Origin of the sequence: Bacteroides sp. OF03-11BH (assembly GCF_003604005.1) — a bacterium.
Lineage (GTDB): Bacteria > Bacteroidota > Bacteroidia > Bacteroidales > Bacteroidaceae > Bacteroides > Bacteroides ovatus.
In genome coordinates this window covers 139,223-159,437 of the sequence record NZ_QTMW01000006.1, presented here as the reverse complement: position 1 = coordinate 159,437, position 20,215 = coordinate 139,223, and the positions used below count along the sequence as shown (strand labels likewise).

General features: G+C 41.7%; 11 protein-coding genes. 4 read left to right on the top strand and 7 right to left on the bottom strand.

The window, feature by feature from the left end; genetic code table 11:
• Positions 1 to 21 precede the first annotated feature (21 nt).
• From DXA54_RS06795 to DXA54_RS06760, 7 genes are all read right to left on the bottom strand, one after another.
• The gene (locus DXA54_RS06795; RefSeq protein WP_008651449.1) at positions 22 to 1,428 is read right to left on the bottom strand and encodes an undecaprenyl-phosphate glucose phosphotransferase; all 1,407 of its coding nucleotides are present in this window, start codon (positions 1,426 to 1,428) and stop codon (positions 22 to 24) included.
• Between the two features lie 19 nt (positions 1,429 to 1,447).
• Positions 1,448 to 2,575, bottom strand: a complete 1,128-nt coding sequence (locus DXA54_RS06790) for a Wzz/FepE/Etk N-terminal domain-containing protein (RefSeq protein ID WP_008651448.1) — start codon at positions 2,573 to 2,575, stop codon at positions 1,448 to 1,450.
• 21 nt (positions 2,576 to 2,596) lie between these two features.
• Positions 2,597 to 5,011: an SLBB domain-containing protein gene (locus DXA54_RS06785; protein WP_008651445.1), complete on the bottom strand. Its 2,415-nt coding sequence runs from the start codon at positions 5,009 to 5,011 to the stop codon at positions 2,597 to 2,599.
• Positions 4,989 to 5,585 carry a UpxY family transcription antiterminator gene (locus DXA54_RS06780; RefSeq protein WP_004325374.1) on the bottom strand — a complete coding sequence of 199 codons (597 nt, stop codon included), beginning with the start codon at positions 5,583 to 5,585 and terminating at the stop codon, positions 4,989 to 4,991. The genes DXA54_RS06785 and DXA54_RS06780 overlap by 23 nt, the downstream gene beginning before the upstream one ends.
• Positions 5,586 to 5,937: 352 nt before the next feature.
• Positions 5,938 to 6,888 carry a tyrosine-type DNA invertase cluster 3b gene (locus DXA54_RS06770; protein WP_004325372.1) on the bottom strand — a complete coding sequence of 317 codons (951 nt, stop codon included), beginning with the start codon at positions 6,886 to 6,888 and terminating at the stop codon, positions 5,938 to 5,940.
• 259 nt (positions 6,889 to 7,147) lie between these two features.
• The gene (locus tag DXA54_RS06765) at positions 7,148 to 8,326 is read right to left on the bottom strand and encodes a heparin lyase I family protein (RefSeq protein ID WP_008651441.1); all 1,179 of its coding nucleotides are present in this window, start codon (positions 8,324 to 8,326) and stop codon (positions 7,148 to 7,150) included.
• Between the two features lie 123 nt (positions 8,327 to 8,449).
• Complete coding sequence (locus DXA54_RS06760; protein ID WP_008651438.1) at positions 8,450 to 9,001, bottom strand: DUF4738 domain-containing protein; 552 nt, start codon at positions 8,999 to 9,001, stop codon at positions 8,450 to 8,452.
• A gap of 147 nt (positions 9,002 to 9,148) precedes the next feature.
• Here DXA54_RS06760 and DXA54_RS06750 point away from each other — a divergent pair, with 147 nt between their 5' ends.
• From DXA54_RS06750 to DXA54_RS06735, 4 genes are all read left to right on the top strand, one after another.
• Positions 9,149 to 12,673 (top strand): two-component regulator propeller domain-containing protein, encoded by a 3,525-nt coding sequence (locus DXA54_RS06750; protein ID WP_008651436.1) that lies wholly within the window; start codon positions 9,149 to 9,151, stop codon positions 12,671 to 12,673.
• A 115-nt stretch (positions 12,674 to 12,788) separates the two neighbouring features.
• The gene (locus DXA54_RS06745) at positions 12,789 to 15,398 is read left to right on the top strand and encodes a cellulase family glycosylhydrolase (protein WP_120079126.1); all 2,610 of its coding nucleotides are present in this window, start codon (positions 12,789 to 12,791) and stop codon (positions 15,396 to 15,398) included.
• 223 nt (positions 15,399 to 15,621) lie between these two features.
• Positions 15,622 to 18,597, top strand: coding sequence for a SusC/RagA family TonB-linked outer membrane protein (locus DXA54_RS06740; RefSeq protein ID WP_120079125.1), 2,976 nt, complete (start codon positions 15,622 to 15,624; stop codon positions 18,595 to 18,597).
• Between the two features lie 21 nt (positions 18,598 to 18,618).
• Positions 18,619 to 20,196, top strand: a complete 1,578-nt coding sequence (locus DXA54_RS06735) for a RagB/SusD family nutrient uptake outer membrane protein (RefSeq protein ID WP_120079124.1) — start codon at positions 18,619 to 18,621, stop codon at positions 20,194 to 20,196.
• The last annotated feature ends 19 nt before the right edge of the window (positions 20,197 to 20,215 follow it).

The window sequence follows — 20,215 nt, the reverse complement described above, 5'->3', positions numbered from 1 at the left end:
AGACTATTTATATATCTTTCCTTAGTATGCATTTTTTTCTCCAATAAGTGCATTTATCACAGTCTTATAAATAATATATAAGTCAAGTAATAGTGTCCAATGTTCCATATACCAAATATCAGCCTTAACACGACCCTCCATTTGGGACAATTCTCTAGTTTCACCACGAAAGCCATGTGTTTGTGCCCACCCAGTTACTCCAGGCTTGATAAAATGACGTACCATATATTTATCAATTAGCTGTGCATAAATTTCAGTATGAGCTAACATATGAGGACGAGGCCCCACTATTGACATTTCACCCTTAAAAACATTTATAAATTGAGGCAGTTCATCAATGTTATAACGGCGAATGAAATCTCCAAATTTTGTTTTTCGAGGATCATCAATCGTTGCTTGTTTACTATCAGCTTCTTCATTTACTTTCATAGAACGAAATTTATAACACTTGAATTCCACACCATTCAAGCCTGTCCTCATTTGTGTAAAAAAGATAGGTCCAGGAGAAGTTAGTTTAATAATAATCCCCACAATTAGATAAATAAATGGGAAAATAGTAACTAAAAAGAATCCTGACAAAACTATATCAAACACTCGTTTCAATAGACGATTCTCCATTTTACTAAGCGGTTCGTACCGTAAATTAAGAATCGGCATATTTCCTACCATACTATGACAAATACGCCTAGGAAACCCCTTAAAAACATTAGGAACACCATGAAAATAAAGTAAGTGATTCTCGCAATAATTTGTTATAGGAACATTATAACGCCCCTGTTCCACAGACAAAGAACAAAAGATATGCTTTATATCAGTCCTTCCTGCCATAAAATCCGCAAAACAGTCAGGAGTACCTAGATAAGGACACTGTGAGGATAACTCCTCATTAGGGAGAATATCAAAATAGCCGACAACTTCATAGACAGATGCCAAAGAGCTCTCCATTTCCTCATATAGCATCTGCATATTATTACCTCCACCTACAAAAACTGTATAATGTTTATGATTACCTTTAGCACAATAGCTAATTAGCAAATGACGAATAATGATACGATAGATGCTTAAAATAACAAAGAGAATAAAAAAATAAAGAACAAAAAAAAGTGGAGAAATAATAGAAATTCCGCTAAAAGCCATGATACATGCCCAAAAGACTGAAAATATTATAATATTCTTCAATACACGTAACACTAGCTGGTCTGCACGAATCTCTCGACTATTCCAAGCTTTTCCACGAGATACCGAGCATGCCAAATAGCAAAGACTTAGTGAAGTCATCATAAAAGAAGCAGTACAAGAAAAAGGTAAATATATGAATACTTTTTTCCAAAAGAAAAGGAATTGATACAAACTAAAGTTCAGTATGATCAAATCTCCTAAAACAGCAATAAGTTCTACTATTTTATTTATCTGGTTAGTTGATGCCATATCACTTTACTTATTGATCTTAAGCTCGCATATCTTTAAATTTATTCAAAATATCTTTCCCAAATAAATTCCATGGTATGACAATACAAACAGAAAAGAAAACAAAAGCCAAAACATATATTTTCTTACTGGTTCCCGAAGGATTCAATGGTACCACTGCAGGCTCTATAACAGCGAATACAGGTTTCTCCTCCTGAACTTTAGCTCTAGCAACTTGAAGCTGATTTGCAACCTGACTATACACTTGATACGCTAAACTCATATCATTCTGTAATCGCTCCTGTTCAGCACGCGCACTCTGAAATATGATATTGTCATGAGAATCTACATAATTAGCATATTTTCTCTGGGCAGTATAATACTCTTGTTGACGTTCTTTGAAGAGTTTCTCCAAATAAAGACAATCTTCTTTAGCCTTGGATGTACGATAGTCTATAATGTACTCTTGCAATTTTCTTACAACAGAATCAGCAACTACCGCAGCTACTTTAGGATTTTGTAAAGTCACAGCAACCGTGGTCATAGATGTTTTCTTATCTACAGAGGCAGTTATCATTTTTTTTAAAGTTTCAATCTTCCTTGACTCTTTCTTAGATAATTCAATTATCCCCTGATTGATTTTATCTGAAGTTACTAATTCGTTATTTTCTTCAACAAACAATGACTTCATTCCACCAATTACCATACCAGGGAATCCAATTACATAATTCCACCATGGAGAAGATTCCTCATCCAAATAAATATTCAATGTCATATTTTCATCTTTCGATACTGATATTTCCATTGTAGAAAGTTCTAGTAAAAAAGGAGTAGAAGAAACAATATCGGCAGACAAAGAAGCATTCAATGCATCAGTACCATCACCCATGGCAACTTCATTTCCAAGGAAAGAAGCTGCCAAACCAGATAAACCATTGCCCTTATTACTTCCCATCTCTGGAGAAAGAGTAACTTCAACTGTGTACTGTTTAGGAATACTGATTGCTATAATAATGCCAATTATCAAACCAATACCAGCAACTTTATAGATTGTCTTACGAATACCTATAATCTTACGAAGAATATCCATTAGATCAATTTCGATCTCTTCATCTGTATGGTTACTCTGCTTCTGTCTTATTTCTTTTTCAGATTCTCCTTCTATCATAGTGGTATAAGCTGTTATCTTTTATTTTTTGATCAGATTAGCAATAGATGCAACCATCATTCCCAAAGTGCTGAATGTAGTAGCGTAACCTAGAATATTACCTATATTAGTACGCTTCTTTGATTTACTGGGAACAATTATCTCACACCCAGGCTCAATCTGTTTCTTACCACTACCTTTCACTTTAGTTACCTGGCCGTTCATGTATACGATAAATTTCTTACTCTTCTTTGCATTTTCAGAATAACCACCGGCTTGATTCAGATAATAATCTATATTCTCACCCTCTATATATGAAACTGTATTCGGAACCATTACAGCACCATTAATTGTAACCGTATTATTGTTCTTCGGAATAGAAATCACATCACCTTCACGCAAGACAATATCTGCTGTACTACCAGGATTAGCCAATGCCTTTTCCAAGTCAATACCAACACTAAAGGTATCTTCCACACGAACACCCAAAGAGTCCATCATAGCCTCACCCAACTGCCTGCTCATCAAGCGGATCACATCACCCATGCGTTTCTTTTCACTTGCATTAGCCACACGAGTCAATTTTGCACCACGTAAGTAGGCATAATTCGTTGCACCTCCAGCTTTATTGATCAAGTCCGAAAGACGTTCTTCACGACTGGTCATTGCATAAGAGCCTCCGAACAGAATTTCACCTTCAACAACCACATTCTGTTGAGCCTGATACCCTGGACTACGACGTACATAAACTTCATCATAAGGTTGAAGTACGAAGCCAGGAGTTCCATCTACAATAAAACCTTCTTTTAGGGAGAATGTATATATCTGGCCGATAGTATCGTTATCTACTGTACTACGAGGATTCTTAATTCTACGGGATACATCTACACGAACCACAGAAGCGGCTTCACGCAATCCACCCGCTTGAATGATCAAGTCTTCAAGGGTCATGTTATCCGCATAAGGATAGGAATCAGGTTTGGCTACTTCACCATGGATTACGACGTTGCCTCTGTCTTCCAGGTCATGAATACTCGGAATATAAAGGATATCGTTTTTCATCAGGATGATGTTTTGGGAAGTACCGTCCATGATAGCTTTAATGTCTACTGGAACAACTTCGGTAGTCAAGTCCTCACGCTGGCGGTAGAGAACGGCACGGTTCAAGAAGGCATCACCGGTCAGGCCTTGAGCTTCGTTTACCAGTTCACGGACTGTATTCAGTTTTCCATTCAACTGGTAGATGCCGGGACGATAAACGGCTCCACGGATTTCAAGTTTATTGATGAAACGATTAAGGATGGCTTCGACGGTCACAACATCACCGTTCCGCATTTTATAGACACTATAGTCAAGGTCTTTGACTGTGTTTACTTCATATTCCTGTCCGTTCTGACGTACGACACGCAAGGAACGGGTGTAGGCGTCAGCTTCAAAGCCACCGGCATAACTAATAAGGGTGGATAAGCTCTCATCCTTTTTCATTTCGAAACGCATCGGGCGTTTCACTTTTCCGTCGATCTTAACCAATACGTCATAGGCAGGGACTATTACTACATCGCCTTCCTGAAGACGAATGTCATCCTGAATGTTTCCTTTCATGATAAATTGGTAGACGTCGATCGTGGCGATATTTTTGCCGTTACGTACCAGCTGCACATTGCGAAGACTTCCTATGTCACTGACTCCACCCGCACGGTAAAGTGCATGAAAGACTGTGGCAAAAGAAGAGAGAGAGTAAGTGCCCGGTTGGACAACCTCACCCATTACATTGATCTGGATAGTACGTATGCTGCCCAAAGTCAGACGGATGTCAGAGGTGGGATCATTCGCATTATTAAGACCATTATATATCTTGTTTAATGTTTTTTTGAGATAGTCATTGGCTTCAGCAATAGTTAGTCCGTTCAGGTTGACAGGACCTATTTTCTGAATGTTGATCGTGCCGTCAGGAGAAATCTGTTGGCGGATAGTGTTCTGGCTGGCTCCCCAGATATCGATAATCACTTCATCACCGGGACCCAGACGATAGTTCAAGGGGGTGGCGATATTGACACTGGGTTCAAAAGTAAGGTTACGGGTGTTGAAAATATTTCGTCCGAAAACCTGGTTCCCAAGTGCGAGGTCTTGAGTGCTCGGGTGGTCTTCCAGCATATCGGAAGTGTTTTCTTTCATTTCCTCACGAAGGCGTGATTCATTGATGTCGGTACCCGTTGCATTGGAAGCATTGACATTGTTTTGCTGCTCATAGAGTTGCTTCACACGAGTTGCCTGTTCTTTGGTCACACCTCTACGTGCCAGTTCAGAAGCTAGTTGTTTCTGTTCTTTACCCTGGCGGATGCCATCCTTGACATATTCAAGAACTTGGGAGTCGCTCATATTTTGAGCCATTAAAGGAGAAAAAACTCCCAGCAACAGAATGAATAGAAATACGTTAAATTTTCTTCGTGTTGTCATTGGTGATCTTTGTGGGTTCTACATAACCGATTGGCATATCTACACAAGCACAGCCAAGCATATTTAAACGAACGGCAATCTTACTCTTCCCGCCTACAGTCACAAGTTCGCCAACAAGTCCACTCAAAGGACCTTTTATGACACGAACTTTCTCACCACGCGCTAGTGGAGTATCATTCATACAGACTGCTTCTTCGGAATAATCGAGCATGAAACGGAAACGGGCCATCTGCTCGTCAGGAATAACGGCAGGAGTACTCTCTCCACGCATCACCATATAACGGCTGACCGTAGAAAATGAAAGGACTTCCATACGTTCTTTTGGATTGACATGTACAAAAACCATCATTGGGAGTAAGACTGTATCAACCATCTTACGACGGTCACTCCATTGATGGATTTGTTGTTGAACGGGAACAAAAGAATCAATTCCCATCTTAGACAAACGCTCGGCAACTTTTTTCTCGTGATGCATTCGAACGAGTGCTACATACCAGCGTTTTGAGTGTGCTACGCCTTCCCCTGTCCCACTACTAGGCCCGGCATTTACTGATTTCGGTTTCGTTAAAATCATATTTTTTTACCCCATGTTCATCCGTTACTTCTTAGGTAACAGACAATACATACACGAAACGCATACTACAGTGAAAATAGAAATCACATACATGACAAAGGCGTAGAAAATGGAAAAGCCTAATATTCAATAAGAAAACTATTGAATTAGGCAATGAAAAAGTATAGAGCATGGAAATAAGATTATTTCATGTTCAGATAGTTTTTTGCTCTATGTTTCAGATAAAACGAAAAAAAGTGGAAGAATATTTGCTTACTATTCGTGTTTTTGTCTATCTTTGCGTCAAATTTAAGTTCTGTTACCTAAGAAGTAACACACATATTTTACTTCTGATTATCAACATTTTACATATCTACCATCTGTCTACACAACAGTTTCTCACGTAAGATAAATTCCCTTTATTTACCTCCGTACGTTCTTTAAGTCCGAAGCCTTTCAAATAGATTTGTGTGGTTTTTATAGATTTGTGTCCCAATGATTCACTAATCATTTCAATCGATACTCCCCGATACTTCGCTGTCGTTGCCCAAGAATGGCGAAGTGTGTAAGAAGTGACAGGAGACTTCAAACGTAAAGCTCTCGCTAAGTCCTTTAAACGGTTGTTGAATCGACGGAGGGCAGACTGGTATTCCCGATAAGCCCTTTCATCCGTCCGTTTCTTATCACTGCTAAGAATATCAAACAGATAATCCGGAGAATCCGGATGAGAATCCTGGTTACTACGAAGCCGGTTGATCATTTCCTTTGCAGTATCAAGTATTTCCACACTCATCGGAGTTTTAGTCTTGATACGGTTATACCGTAACACATTCTGATCTAAAGCTGATTTCTCCAGATGAGCTAAATCCGCGAATGACATTCCACAGAATTGAAACATCAAGGCAGCAATAGCCTGTGTTCGACGCAAACGCTCCGATTTGGGATCCTCATACAAAAGTCTACGTAATTCACCGATAGGCAAAGCTTTCTTTTGGCGAACATCTACTCCCGTATAAACATCATGAAACAATCGGGGTACGTAAGGTGCACTACCTGCTTCCACTCCTCGATTATAAATACAACGAAGCATACGCATATACGTAGAAATCGTATTAGGCTTCAAGCCACACTCATAAAGGTACTGCCCGTAACGTCGTAAACGCTCGCGGGTAACCTGTCTGAACGACACATTGGACGTGCCACAAAATTTGCTAAAAGAGAAGATAGCATTCTTATAGACATGCGCTGTAGAATGCCTTCCTTCCTTTCGCAAACGACCGATGTAGAACTCTGCACATCGGCTAAACCCATTTTTGTTCATCATTTGCATCACTAGTTATTTTATATATGCCATTTGGCAAGCGGCAAAAAAACAAATCTTTTTGCATACCTGACACGTACTTACTAGATGCAGTCCTATTTTTTATCATTTTTAACTTTATTACAATCAGCAAATTATGACAGTAAAAATGGTATCACTATCATTGCTGCGCTGACAAATAAACGGTAAAAGAACTAAAAAAATATCCGGATGCTCACAAAAAGAACATCCGGATATCACTCTCTTTTTACCTTCTGACTAATTACCTTTCTGAATAGTTTGCCAAATTGTAACATACCGGCTTAGTGCTATTACCTACACGGTAAATACCGAACTTGAAGTAATAACCATCATCGTCGTTACGTCCAATCATGATTTTTTCATTGTCTACAATGTGTTTACTAACCTTTTTCCCCTTTTCCTGATAGTCCATCTGCACATCGAGCATACCCGGTTTTACAATCGTTTCCGCCTCTTTGCCATAGACTGTCCAGTCAATATGAATGCGGAATGTAATCCAGCAGTCTTTCGGAAAATCGGCATAAGGCATTTTGTAAGCAATGGTCGATGCTTTATAGTCTGATGTTACAGGTTTCATGATCGGTGTTTTTTCGGGATTTGCGTTGCAACGGTCGTCTTTATCCGTCAGCCACTTACGGTCGGAATTTGCTTTGATATAGAACCATCCGCCGGAGAACCCGAACGCCAATGGAGGATAGCCTCCTTGTTCCACGAGCCATCCGTTGGCCTTTCCGGCCTGATATACAGGATTTCCTTGTTTGTCTTTCACCGGATTACCTTGTTTATCCAGCTTGGCTACTTTCTCGTGCCCTTCATTCTTTTTAAAGATTGTAGTCTTTTCCAGTTCAACGAACTCGTCAATCGTAAGTTTCTTCACTTCTCCCTGTGGAGTTTGTACCAATGTACGATCCGGCATCCCATGCCATTGGGCAAAAATTGTCGAGACATCGCTACCCAATGAAGAAGGAATATATACGGCAAACTCATAGTCGCGGGAAGCTCCTTGCGGACAAATACCTTTCCCATGATGATATACAGTTTTGGTAATCTGTGCTTTCTGATAAACATCGGCAGGCAGGCCTTTGAAATCATCGGAAGCTGCATAACAATAAGAAAATTCCGCACGCCCTTTTGTTTCCCCTTTGGCATATCCTGACAGGGTGTTATCATCTTCCTTCAATTCAAAACGATAGGAAGGCTTACCGTTGAACATACGTGTGAAGTCGCGTTGAATTGCATGAGGCTTTTTAGTCCCTACTGCTACCCAGCAATCGTCTATAATTTGATTGACGCGTGCCGAATCCGCCTGCACGTTTACCCGTTCCGTAAGCGGAACCAACGTTTGTGTATCTTGGGTTTGAGCGGTCAGTGCCGTACATCCTACTGCTACCACACAGATAGCAAAAATGTTTTTCTTCATTCTATTCGGTATTAAGTTTGTTGACGGTGCAAAAATACGAAAGGCAACCTCATTGGCTGCCTTTCTTTTGTCTCAAATGTTTTCACATTTGTGTAATTTTACTGTCAACACCCGCCTACAAGCTTAATTAGGTGCTTCATCGTCATAATCTTCTTCAAGCATATCCACTTTCTGTATACTCATTTTTCCATCAGCGGTAATCGTTATGGAAAGCGGCATATACAAATCTGTCTGCGGATAACAAACACTCGCTGCATACACAATTCCCTGCGGAGTAGTCTTGTCATATACAATGCCTTCCAATATAGACTTAGATAGGAAGTTCGCATCGACTACCGATGAAAAATCATTCTTGGTAAAGGTCTTGTTCAACACGGTTTCATTACCACGAGTCAGGTGCAACACTATTTTATTGTCGACATAGGTATCTCCCAGCTCGTTTGTCACATGGGGCAGATTTTCATCCGGAGTACGCGAAACGAGGGAATGATAATCTTTCCCCTTAAATTTAAAGTCGGTTTCGCTCTTAGACGTCTGCATACGCTGCAATCCGTGAGCATCCACACTGTCTATCATCGCCAATGTCGACGTATTATCTGAAGATCCTTTTTTACCGCCACATGCACTCACAGCCACTGCCAACGGCAATAAAAGCCAATAAATTAGTTTTCTCATACGTAAGTTTTCTGTTTATAAATAGATAGCAAAGGAACAAAAAGAGCGGGATATTTACAAGTGTAACCGACATTTTTCCTACATTTGCAGAAAAGAAGGAATACTTTTACAACAATTACAGATTTAAAAACCTGCAAACCTAACACCATGCGCGAACGAATTACAACAATTCTTTTTCTCATCCTTGCCTACTGTAGCAGTGGCAATGTGTATGGGCAAAAAGTAAATTATCAGCAATTCGACAACATCTATCTCGGGGCCGAAGCTTCGGTGATTAGTTGCTTCCTGCAAGATAGCGAGGGACTGATATGGGTGGGTTCCAACAAGGGTTTATTCAGTTATGACGGTTATTCCACACAACAGCATTTCACGTATGGAGAACGTACTAACACACGTATCTACTGCGGTATTATAGCAGATAACACTTATTTATATCTGGGAACAGATAACGGGATTCTTGTTTATAACTATCGAACAGACAAATATGAGCAACCGGATACTGATTTCCCAACGGATGTCCGTACCATGGTACTCCAGGGAGATACATTGTGGATAGGTTCGTTGAATGGATTATATACTTATCAGTTAAAAAGCCGTCAACTGAATCATTTCGATAGCAAACAGACCGGATTGCCTCATAACACCATCTATTCCGTCATTCAGACAAAAGATAATCAAATTTATATAGGTACTTACAACGGATTATGCCGCTATGTGCAGGCAAGTGGAAAATTTGAAAACATCCTTTTGCCCGTTAACCGGGGAGGCAGCAATTTGTTTGTCAATTCTCTGTTGGAAGACACCACCCGACAATGTATCTGGATCGGGATGGAAGGTTATCTCTTCCAATACAATCCCACTACAGGAGAGATGAAGGCGATAGAGGTATTTCATAACAACTCCATCAAATCACTGGCACTGGACGGAGATGAAAATTTGCTGGCAGGTACAGACAACGGGCTTTATGTGTACCAGAATGACAAAGAACCTTTGCAGCATATCATTCACGATTCACGCAATATCCAGTCACTAACCAACAATATTATCTGGAACATATTCTCGGATCAGGAACATAATATCTGGCTGGGAACAGATTATGGCATTTCCCTGTCACGCTATAACAGTGCGCTGCAATTTGTACCGATTTCTCAAATCACAGGCACGGGAGACGGAAATCAGTTCTATTCCCTGTTCCGGGATTCCAAAGGATTCTATTGGTTCGGAGGTACAAACGGAGTGATCCGGTTCACCCATCCGGCAGGCAATAAACACGATGCTATCTGGTATAGAATGGGGGATAAAAACCATCCGTTATCCCACAACCGGATACGGCACATCTACGAGGATAGAGAACAGCAGTTATGGATAGCCACAGACGGAAGTATCAACCGCTATGACTATAATACCCATCAATTTGTACATTACAACATCGTAGACAATACAGGAACTTATAATACCAACTGGGCTTATTACCTGTTTGAAGATACTGACGGGAAGCTTTGGATCGCCACCTGTCTCGGAGGCATCTTTGTAGTGGACAAACATAAACTGATACAATCTGCCGGAAAATCGTATGTAGCCGATCAAAATTATTCCATTCATAATGGGTTATCGGGGATGTTCATTAATCAGATTGTCCCTGATGCGGAAGGTAATGTATGGGTATTGTTATACAACAGCAAAGGAATAGACAAAATCAATGCCCGTACGCGGCAAGTGACAAAGCTGTTTGCCGATGAATTAAGTGGCGAGAAGAGCCCGAACTACCTTTTACGGGATGAAGACGGCATGCTTTGGGTAGGATTTCACGGAGGGGTGATGCGTATCAATCCCAAAGACTCGAGTCAGCAAAGTATCTCTTTCGGCAATTTCAGCAATAACGAGATTCTGTCTATGACCTCTGTAAAAGAACATATCTGGGTTTCCACCACTAACGGACTTTGGATCATCGACCGGAGAACAATGGATGCCCGCCAGCAAAGCCTGACGGATAAACGTTTCACCAGTCTCATGTTTGATCCGGAAGATGGAAATATCTATCTGGGAGGTGCAGACGGGTTCGGCATATCCCGTCCCGAAATACAAGCCATGAATCAGCCGGAACACTCCATTTTACTGACTGCCTTATATATCAACAATCAACTGATGTCTCCGCATACTGGAGAGAATATTCCCAACATCCGTTATACCGATGCTATCGAACTAAAATACGACCAGAACAACCTGGCTTTCGAACTTTCAGACCTCCCCTACTCGCTAGAAGAAAAACATGAATTCGTCTACCGGCTGGAAGGTATGGACAAAGAATGGAATTTCCTGCAATCCAACACGAATCGCATTACGTACAGTAATCTGGGTTATGGGGATTATCAGCTGGTAATCAGCAAAGTAGAAAAGAGCGGTTCTCCTTCCGAGCATCCATATATCCTGAATATTAAAATTCTCCCTCCATGGTATTACACACTTTGGGCAAAGATAATCTACATTCTTTTATTCTTGAGCCTCATTGCCTGGGTTATCAACTTTTTCCGTGTCAAGAACCGTCTAAAAATGGAACGGATGGAAAAAGAGAAGATTCTGGAACAATCACGCCAGAAAATGGCTTTCTTTACCCATTTGTCTAATGAATTAAAGACACCGCTTAGCCGGATTATCGCTCCTGTCAGTCAATTGCTCCCCGTTGCAGAAGAAGTGCATGAGAAACAGACACTGGAGGAGGTACAGCGTAATGCAATGAAAATAAACTCATTGATTCATCAGGTATTAAACTTCAACCGGATAGAGGATAATAAAGATTCGCTGCTGATTTTGTCGCGCATCGAACTTGTGTCATTCAGCCGTAGCCTGTTTTCCGTCTATGAGGAAAACAAACAGATCACATTCCATTTCGAGACGAATAAAGCCAAAATTTATGCTGATATGGATGCCATCAAACTTGGAGTGATTTTAGATAATCTGCTTTCAAATGCCGTCAAATTCACCCCGGATGGTGGAAGTGTCCGCCTGTCTCTTTTCTATCGTGAAGAAACGGAATTGTTGGATATTTGTGTTTCTGATACAGGAAGCGGAATCCCGCAACAAGATATTCCATATATCTTCCAGCGCTTTTTCCAGTCTCCACATTCCGGCAATAAGGAAGGTACAGGTATCGGACTTTATCTGGTCAAGACTTATACGGAACTTCATGGCGGTCACATCAACGGAGTCACCTCGAACGAAGGAAAAGGAACTTCCATTGGCCTGAATATCCCTGTCATCGCCGTAGAGAAAGAAGAGATTCCGGCGACACAAGTGAAAAAGCAGTTGGAATCGTTGCCTGTTCTTAAACCAATCGAAGCAGAATCTCAAGATGAGAAATTTCTGTCGAACATTATCCGCCTGATTGAGGATCATCTTTCTGAATCGGAATTGAATGTGAATGCGCTTTGTGAATTATCCGGTATCAGTAATAAGCAGATTTACCGGAAAATTAAACAGCTGACCGGAATGTCTCCAGTGGAATACATCAAATCGATCCGGATGAAAAAGGCGGCCATGTTGTTGCAACAAAAGAAGTTTACCGTTGCCGAAGTGATGTACATGGTAGGCTTTTCCAATCATTCTTACTTCTCCAAATGTTTTCAGGCAGAATTCGGAAAAACGCCACGCCAGTACCTTAATGAAGACCTGTAGAGGTATTTGGAGACATTTCGTCCTATTTTTATCCTTATATGTCCAATCTGTGCTTTTATTGAAATGACCAATAAATTACTTTTGTTGCTGTCAATAAACCGATAAATTTGATAGCATGAAAAGACTGTTGATCCTTACCTTTATTTGTTTGATATCTACCTTTGTCAAAGTGCAAGGCAAATCATCCTCTACACCTATTATATATATAGATGGAAATGGGGTGATGCGTTGGAGTGACACCCGCCGGGAGGCTTCCTTTTTCGGTGTTAATTATACGCTGCCTTTCGCCCATGCTTACCGTGCCATTGGATATTTGGGACTGGACCGCAAAGCTGCTATAGATAAAGATGTATATCATATCTCCCGTCTGGGACTGAATGCTTACCGTATTCATTTATGGGATGTGGAACTGACAGACGGACAGGGAAATCTCCTCGAAAACGAGCATCTCGACTTGATGGACTACCTGATTGCCAAACTCAAAGAACGCAATATTCATATTGTGATTACCGCGCAGACCAACTTCGGGAACGGATATCCCGAACGAAACATACAGACGGGCGGCTTCTCCTATAAATATGATAAATGCGATATGCACTCCCACCCGGAAGCTATCGCTGCACAAGAAACCTATCTTCATGGTTTGGTGAAGCACGTCAATCCATATACGGGGTTAGCTTATAAAGACGATCCCTCCATTGTTGGGTTCGAAATCAATAATGAACCTTGTCATTCCGGTACGAAGAAAGAGGTAAAAGCCTATATCAACCGGATGCTGAAAGCGATCAATAAAACAGGAAACCGCAAACCTGTATTCTATAATGTAAGCCACAACGGATATGTAGTAGAGGCTTATTACGAAACTGCCATTCAGGGAACTACTTATCAATGGTATCCCATCGGACTGGTATCCGGACAGACACAGCAGGGAAATTTCCTTCCCTATATAGACCGCTATGATATTCCCTTTTCCGATAAAGTGAAAGGATTCGATAAGAAAACACGGATGGTATATGAGTTCGATCCGGCAGATATCATGTATTCTTATATGTATCCGGCCATGGTACACACTTTCCGTACAGCAGGTTTTCAATGGATTACCCAGTTTGCGTATGATCCGATGGATATCGCTTATGCCAATACGGAATATCAGACTCATTTCTTGAATCTTGCCTGTACGCCTCATAAAGCTATCAGTATGAAGATAGCCGCCGAAGCTGCACGCAGTCTGAAAAGAGGTGAATCATACGGCAGTTATCCACAGAACACTTTATTTGGTGACGGTTTTCGTGTCAGTTATACAGAGGACTTGAGCGAATTAAATAATGGAAAGAAATTCTATTATTCCAATCATACCAACACCCAGCCCAAAGATGCGTCACAACTTGTTTCCATTGCCGGTTGTGGCAGTTCTCCGATCATTCATTATGAGGGAACAGGTGCTTATTTCATGGATTGCCTCGAACCGGGAGTCTGGAGACTGGAAGTGATGCCGGACGCGGTAGTAGTGAACGATCCGTTTGCCAAACCGTCACTCGATAAAGAAGTGGTTACCATCGCTTATGGTACTTGGGACATGGCTTTGCAAATACCTGATTTAGGGATGGAATTTACCTTTACGGCCCTCAATCAAGGAAATCAGCAGAAAGGAGATGTGACAGACGGGACTATCCGCGGACTTCGTCCGGGTACCTATCTGCTGAAACGTAAAAACTGTACGCCCAAACAGAACTGGCAGGCAGACTCTCAATGGAATTCCATCCGCATCGGAGAGTATGTGGCTCCTGCTCCACGTGTGACGGATTATAAAGTCGTTCATACTCCATCGGCAACCACTGAAGCAAATAAGGATTTGACGATTAGTGCACAGGTGGTAGGAACCGAATTCCCGGATTCTGTGATTATCTACACCGATAAGATATCTTTTTGGAATGAGCATAATCCATATATCAAGATGAAACGTACAGGCGGATATACCTATCAAGCAACGATACCCGCTACAGAAATAAAGGATGATTGTTTCAGGTATAACATCATCGTATGCCGGGGCAACAGCACTCGCACTTATCCCACAGGAAATTCCGATTACAGGAATTCATCATCGGGAATAAAGGGAAATCCACTGGACTGGAATTATACTTCCGGAGCCTATTGGACTACTCGTGTTGTTGCCCCAGATAGTGCGATACCACTATTGACTATTACGGACGCAGATAGCCGGATAGAAGCATACACGCTTCCCGAATGGAATGATCTCCAACGTACTTTGGTTGATTCTTCTCCGGTGGAAAAACCTTTGCTCCGGTTCCGGTTTACTCCTAAAGGAGAAAATCCGCACTATTTCCTCCGCACGTTCGTAAAGAACCTGATTGAAGAAAGAAAAGAAAGAGTAAAGGGTTGTAGCGTTCTCTGTATCCGGGTAAATCGCACGAAAGCACTTCCGGAAGGACTCAGTGCCGGTTTCGTAACGTCAGACGGATATACTTATAAAAGCCCTTGTCCTGCTCCATCATCGGAGGGAATCATACGGATACCGTTGAAAGATTTACGCCAGACAGACACGGCACTGCTGCCGATAGCTTATCCGACCTTCTTGAAACAGTATTTCCATCCGGAAACGGAAATCGCATTTTTACCGGAAAGGATTGAAAAGCTGGAGTTGTCAATGTCAGGAAACAAGAAAGAGTTAGTTGAGATTGAACTAGGAAATATCTGGCTGGAATAATCGTTCTTAAAGTTCCCCGTTGTCGAAGCCTTCGTTCCTCGGTGAGGAAAGGGTCGTTCATCGGTGAGGAACAAGGTCTTCCTCGGTGAGGAACAAATCTTTCGTCTGAACCACGTCTGAAGCCTTCTGAAAGGGGGTAGCAAACGGAAGAGACAGAAAGGGAAAAGCCGCTGATTTTTAAATAAAAAGTAAAAATAAATCTATTATCAATAACACAGTAATTATGAACAGGAATATCTTAAATCTACGCCATCTGACTGTACTACTTATGTTGTGTACAGCCTTTTTAGGAGGCACCATTCCTGCCTTCGCCCAACAAGGAGGCAAGAAAATCACCGGACAAGTGATTGACGAGAACAAGGAACCGATGATCGGAGTAAGTATCCTCATTGTCGGTACTTCTACCGGAACAGTGACCGATTTCGACGGTAATTATACACTCAATGTGCCACAAGGCAGCAAAGAGTTGCAATTCTCTTATGTAGGATATGAAACAAAGGTAGTACCAGTTCCTGCCAACAGTACTACTTTGAATGTCCAGTTGAAAAGTGATTCACAGGTATTGAGCGACGTTGTAGTAATCGGCTATGGTACGCAGCGTAAAAGCGACCTGACAGGTTCGGTAACTAACGTCAGCAGCAAGGACTTCAACATGGGATTGGTCAGCTCTCCCGAGCAACTGATTAATGGTAAGATTTCCGGTGTGCAAATCATGTCCAACAGTGGTTCTCCCACTGCGGGAAGTACGATCCGTGTGCGTGGTGGTGCTTCACTGAACGCTAGTAATGACCCTTTGATCGTACTGGACGGCGTTCCTTTGGAACAGGGAGGCATCAGCGGTAATGACGGGAATTTCCTTAGCCTCATCAACCCGAACGATATTGAAAGTATGACCATTCTGAAAGATGCTTCTTCGACTGCCATTTACGGTTCGCGTGCATCCAACGGGGTTATTCTGATTACTACCAAGAAAGGAAGTTCGGATAAACTGAAGATTACATTCAGTACGACAAATTCCATCCAGACACGTACTAAGCTGGCTGATATGCTAAGTTATGACCAATTTGTCAACACTATCCGTACGCAAGGAACGACTGCCCAACAATCTTTACTCGGCACAGCCCATACGGACTGGAATGATGAGATTTACCAGAATGCTTTCGGTACGGATAATAATCTTAGTATCTCCGGAAAAATTGCTAAAAACTGGCCATTTCGTATATCAGTAGGTTATTACAATCAAAGCGGTTTGTTACGCACAGACAACGCAGAACGCTACACGGGAAGCATCATGGTAACCCCCTCTTTCTTCAAAGACCACTTGAAACTGAATATTAATGCGAAAGGGTCTATTAATAACAATACATTTGGTAACACGAATGCCATCTGGGCTGCTTCTACAATGAATCCAACCATCCCCGTTTATTCAGGACTGGATACTTTTGGAGGATACACGGAAGCAATAGACAATACAGGTGCACCAGCCAACGGTGCTGTAATGAACCCGGTGGGACTTATCAAAATGAATGATTCCCAAAGTAACGTAAGACGTTTCATCGGAAATATCGATGCGGACTATCGTGTTCATTTCTTCCCCGATTTAAAGCTACACGCTACATTAGGTTACGACTATGCACAAGGTAAGGGAAGTGTATATGTTCCGGCAGAAGCTGCACAGAATTACACCACTTCCGGTCTGGATTACAGCTACGGTCCACAGAAGAAAGAAAATCGCCTGCTGACTTTGTATGCCAACTACAACAAATTGGTAGAATCGATTAAAAGTAGTTTTGACGTAACAGCCGGTTACGATTATCAGTACTGGAAAGCTACAACTCCGCTTTACTACGAAATGAACACGCTGGGAGAAATACAAAAGACTTCAAAGGCTAAAGACGAACGCCATGTACTACTTTCATACTACGGTCGTCTGAATTATTCGTTCGATTCACGTTATATGCTAACTACCACCATCCGCCGGGACGCTACTTCACGCTTTGCCAAGAATGTACGTTGGGGTACTTTCCCCTCTGTAGCCTTGGGATGGAGAGTGACGGAAGAATCTTTCCTGAAAGATAATAAAGTATTGAGCAATCTGAAAATTCGTGCCAGTTACGGTGTGACCGGACAACAGGACGGTATTGGTAACTACAATTATCTACCTATCTATACTCAAAGCCAAAATGGTGCAGAAGGTATCATGGGAAATGAATATATCCATACCTACCGTCCCAGCTCTTACGTCCCTGACTTGAAATGGGAAACCACTACCTCATGGAATATTGGATTCGACTTCGGCTTTCTGAAAGACCGTATTACCGGTAGCTTTGACTACTACACTCGCCAGACTAAAGATTTGATTGCAACAGTTCCCACCGCAGCAGGTACCACCTTCGACCGTAACATCACCACCAATGTGGGAAATGTGGACAGTCAGGGTATTGAATTCAGCGTGAATGCAACTCCTATCCAGACAGAAGACTGGAACTGGGATGTCAGCTTCAACATGACTTGGCAAAAGATGAAGGTAAAAAATCTGTCTTTATCTGCCGGAACTGTCGCTACAAATACTTCAGTAGGTCCATATATCGACAGTTACCAAGTACAAACATTAAGTGAGGGATACGCCCCTTATATGTTCTACGTTTATCATCAACTCTATGATGAAAAAACAGGAAAACCGGTAGAAGGTGCCTATCTTGATGTGAATGGAGACGGACAAATCAACTCTTCCGATTTATATCGTTACCACTCTCCCGCTCCGGATTACATTCTCGGTTTCAGTACTTCACTGCGCTGGAAAAAATGGACTTTGAGTACAAGCTTGCGTGCAAACATCGGTAACTATGTCTATAATGCCATGGCTATGAACGCCGGAGCCTGGGAAACAGTAAGCTACAACTCCTATCAATTGAATAACCTGTCTACAAGTTATCTGAAAACCGGATTCCAGACCCGTCAGTACTTGTCCGACTATTATGTAGAAAATGCTTCTTTCCTGAAAATGGATAATCTATCGTTGAACTATAATTTCGGTCAAATCTGCAAAGGATGTAGCCTGAATGTGAGTGCCATGGTTCAGAACGTATTCTGTATCACCAAGTACAGCGGCGTCGACCCGGAGGTTCCTAATGGTGTGGATAATTCCTTCTATCCACGTCCGCGCACCTTCTCACTGAATGTAGGTTTCAACTTCTAACTATTTAAAAACAAGCGAATCATGAAAAAGATATTATATACAGCCTTCTATTTTTGCAGTGCATTATTGCTGAACTCCTGCATAGGCGACTTAGACCAATATCCGCATGAAGACGAAACATCTTCTACGATATATACCAATGCTGAAAACTATAAAGCCGTTTTAGGTAAGATATATGCTGCCATGGTGACCACCGGACAGGAAAAAGGGGGTGATCCAGACTTGAGCAGTAATAGTGGACAGGATTATATGCGTTGCTTCTTCAACCTGCAGGAATGTGGAACAGACGAGGTGGCCTCTACCTGGTTGTCAGGTGATAATGTGAGTGGATTGACTTATTTAAGTTGGGATGCTAATGATCCTTGGGTATCAGACATGTACTATCGGATTTATTATAACATAGCATTATGCAATGAATTTCTCCGTAACGCAACCGATGAAAAGCTGGCAGAATTTAACGAACAGGATCAAACTGAAATCCGCCATTACCGGGCTGAAGCTCGTTTCATGCGTGCTTTATTCTACTACCATGCAATGGACTTATTCCGCAACATCCCGTTCGTAACAGAGAATGACCCGACTGTCGGCTATCTGCCTCCACGTTATACGTCTGCACAAATTTTCAGTTATATAGAATCTGAATTAAATGCCATTACAAATGATATGCTTAGCAAAGGGGATTGTCCTTATGGACGTGCTTCACAAGGAGCCGCCTATACATTGCTTGCCAAACTTTATCTGAACGCAGAGGTGTATATTGAAACGTCGAAGTATACAGAATGTATCGCTGCCTGTCAACAGGCTATCGCACAGGGATATTCATTGGAAGATGACTACAGCAAACTATTCAATGCGGATAATGATAAGCGTACTGCCAACGAAATTATATTCACCTTACCTGTGGACGCTACACATACCGTATCTTGGGGTTCTTCCACCTACATCGTCTGTGGTGCCGTAAGTAATACTTCCGACAAACAGATTCCTGAAAATTATGGTGTGAAAAGCGGTTGGGGAATGTTCCGTGTACGCGGAGAGATTCCGGCCTTATTTAGTGGAACTGATGATAAGCGCTATATGTTCTTCACTGACGGACAAACACAATATCTGGATGTGATGGATAACCAGTCAAACGGATATTTTGTAGAAAAATGGACTAACCTGACAGATGTCGGAGCAACTGCTTCCAACACTGCAGATGGTGGTGTAAATACAGATTATCCTTTATTCCGTTTGGCAGACGTATATCTGATGATGGCGGAAGCTGTGGTACGTGGCGGAACGGGTAGTGATAAAGGAACTGTATTGGGATATATCAATAAACTGCAAGAACGTGCTTATGGCGACGACTCTCATAATAAAGCGGAAGCCGACCTGACACTGGACTTTATCCTGAAAGAACGTGCCCGTGAACTTTATTGGGAAGGATACCGTCGCACCGACTTAATCCGTTTCGGAATGTTCACTACCGACAAATATCTGTGGCAATGGAAAGGTGGTGAAAAAGGTGGCGTAGTTGTAAATAGCAAGTATAATATCTATCCGATACCGGCTACCGAACTGACGGCTAATCCCAATTTATATAATGAAAATTATTAATCATCCTCTAATACAAACG

Coding starts and splice junctions, on each gene's coding strand:
- DXA54_RS06795 (WP_008651449.1), bottom strand. CDS start 1,428: ATGGCATCAACTAACCAGATAAATAAAATAGTAGAACTTATTGCTGTT.
- DXA54_RS06790 (WP_008651448.1), bottom strand. CDS start 2,575: ATGATAGAAGGAGAATCTGAAAAAGAAATAAGACAGAAGCAGAGTAAC.
- DXA54_RS06785 (WP_008651445.1), bottom strand. CDS start 5,011: ATGACAACACGAAGAAAATTTAACGTATTTCTATTCATTCTGTTGCTG.
- DXA54_RS06780 (WP_004325374.1), bottom strand. CDS start 5,585: ATGATTTTAACGAAACCGAAATCAGTAAATGCCGGGCCTAGTAGTGGG.
- DXA54_RS06770 (WP_004325372.1), bottom strand. CDS start 6,888: ATGATGAACAAAAATGGGTTTAGCCGATGTGCAGAGTTCTACATCGGT.
- DXA54_RS06765 (WP_008651441.1), bottom strand. CDS start 8,326: ATGAAGAAAAACATTTTTGCTATCTGTGTGGTAGCAGTAGGATGTACG.
- DXA54_RS06760 (WP_008651438.1), bottom strand. CDS start 9,001: ATGAGAAAACTAATTTATTGGCTTTTATTGCCGTTGGCAGTGGCTGTG.
- DXA54_RS06750 (WP_008651436.1), top strand. CDS start 9,149: ATGCGCGAACGAATTACAACAATTCTTTTTCTCATCCTTGCCTACTGT.
- DXA54_RS06745 (WP_120079126.1), top strand. CDS start 12,789: ATGAAAAGACTGTTGATCCTTACCTTTATTTGTTTGATATCTACCTTT.
- DXA54_RS06740 (WP_120079125.1), top strand. CDS start 15,622: ATGAACAGGAATATCTTAAATCTACGCCATCTGACTGTACTACTTATG.
- DXA54_RS06735 (WP_120079124.1), top strand. CDS start 18,619: ATGAAAAAGATATTATATACAGCCTTCTATTTTTGCAGTGCATTATTG.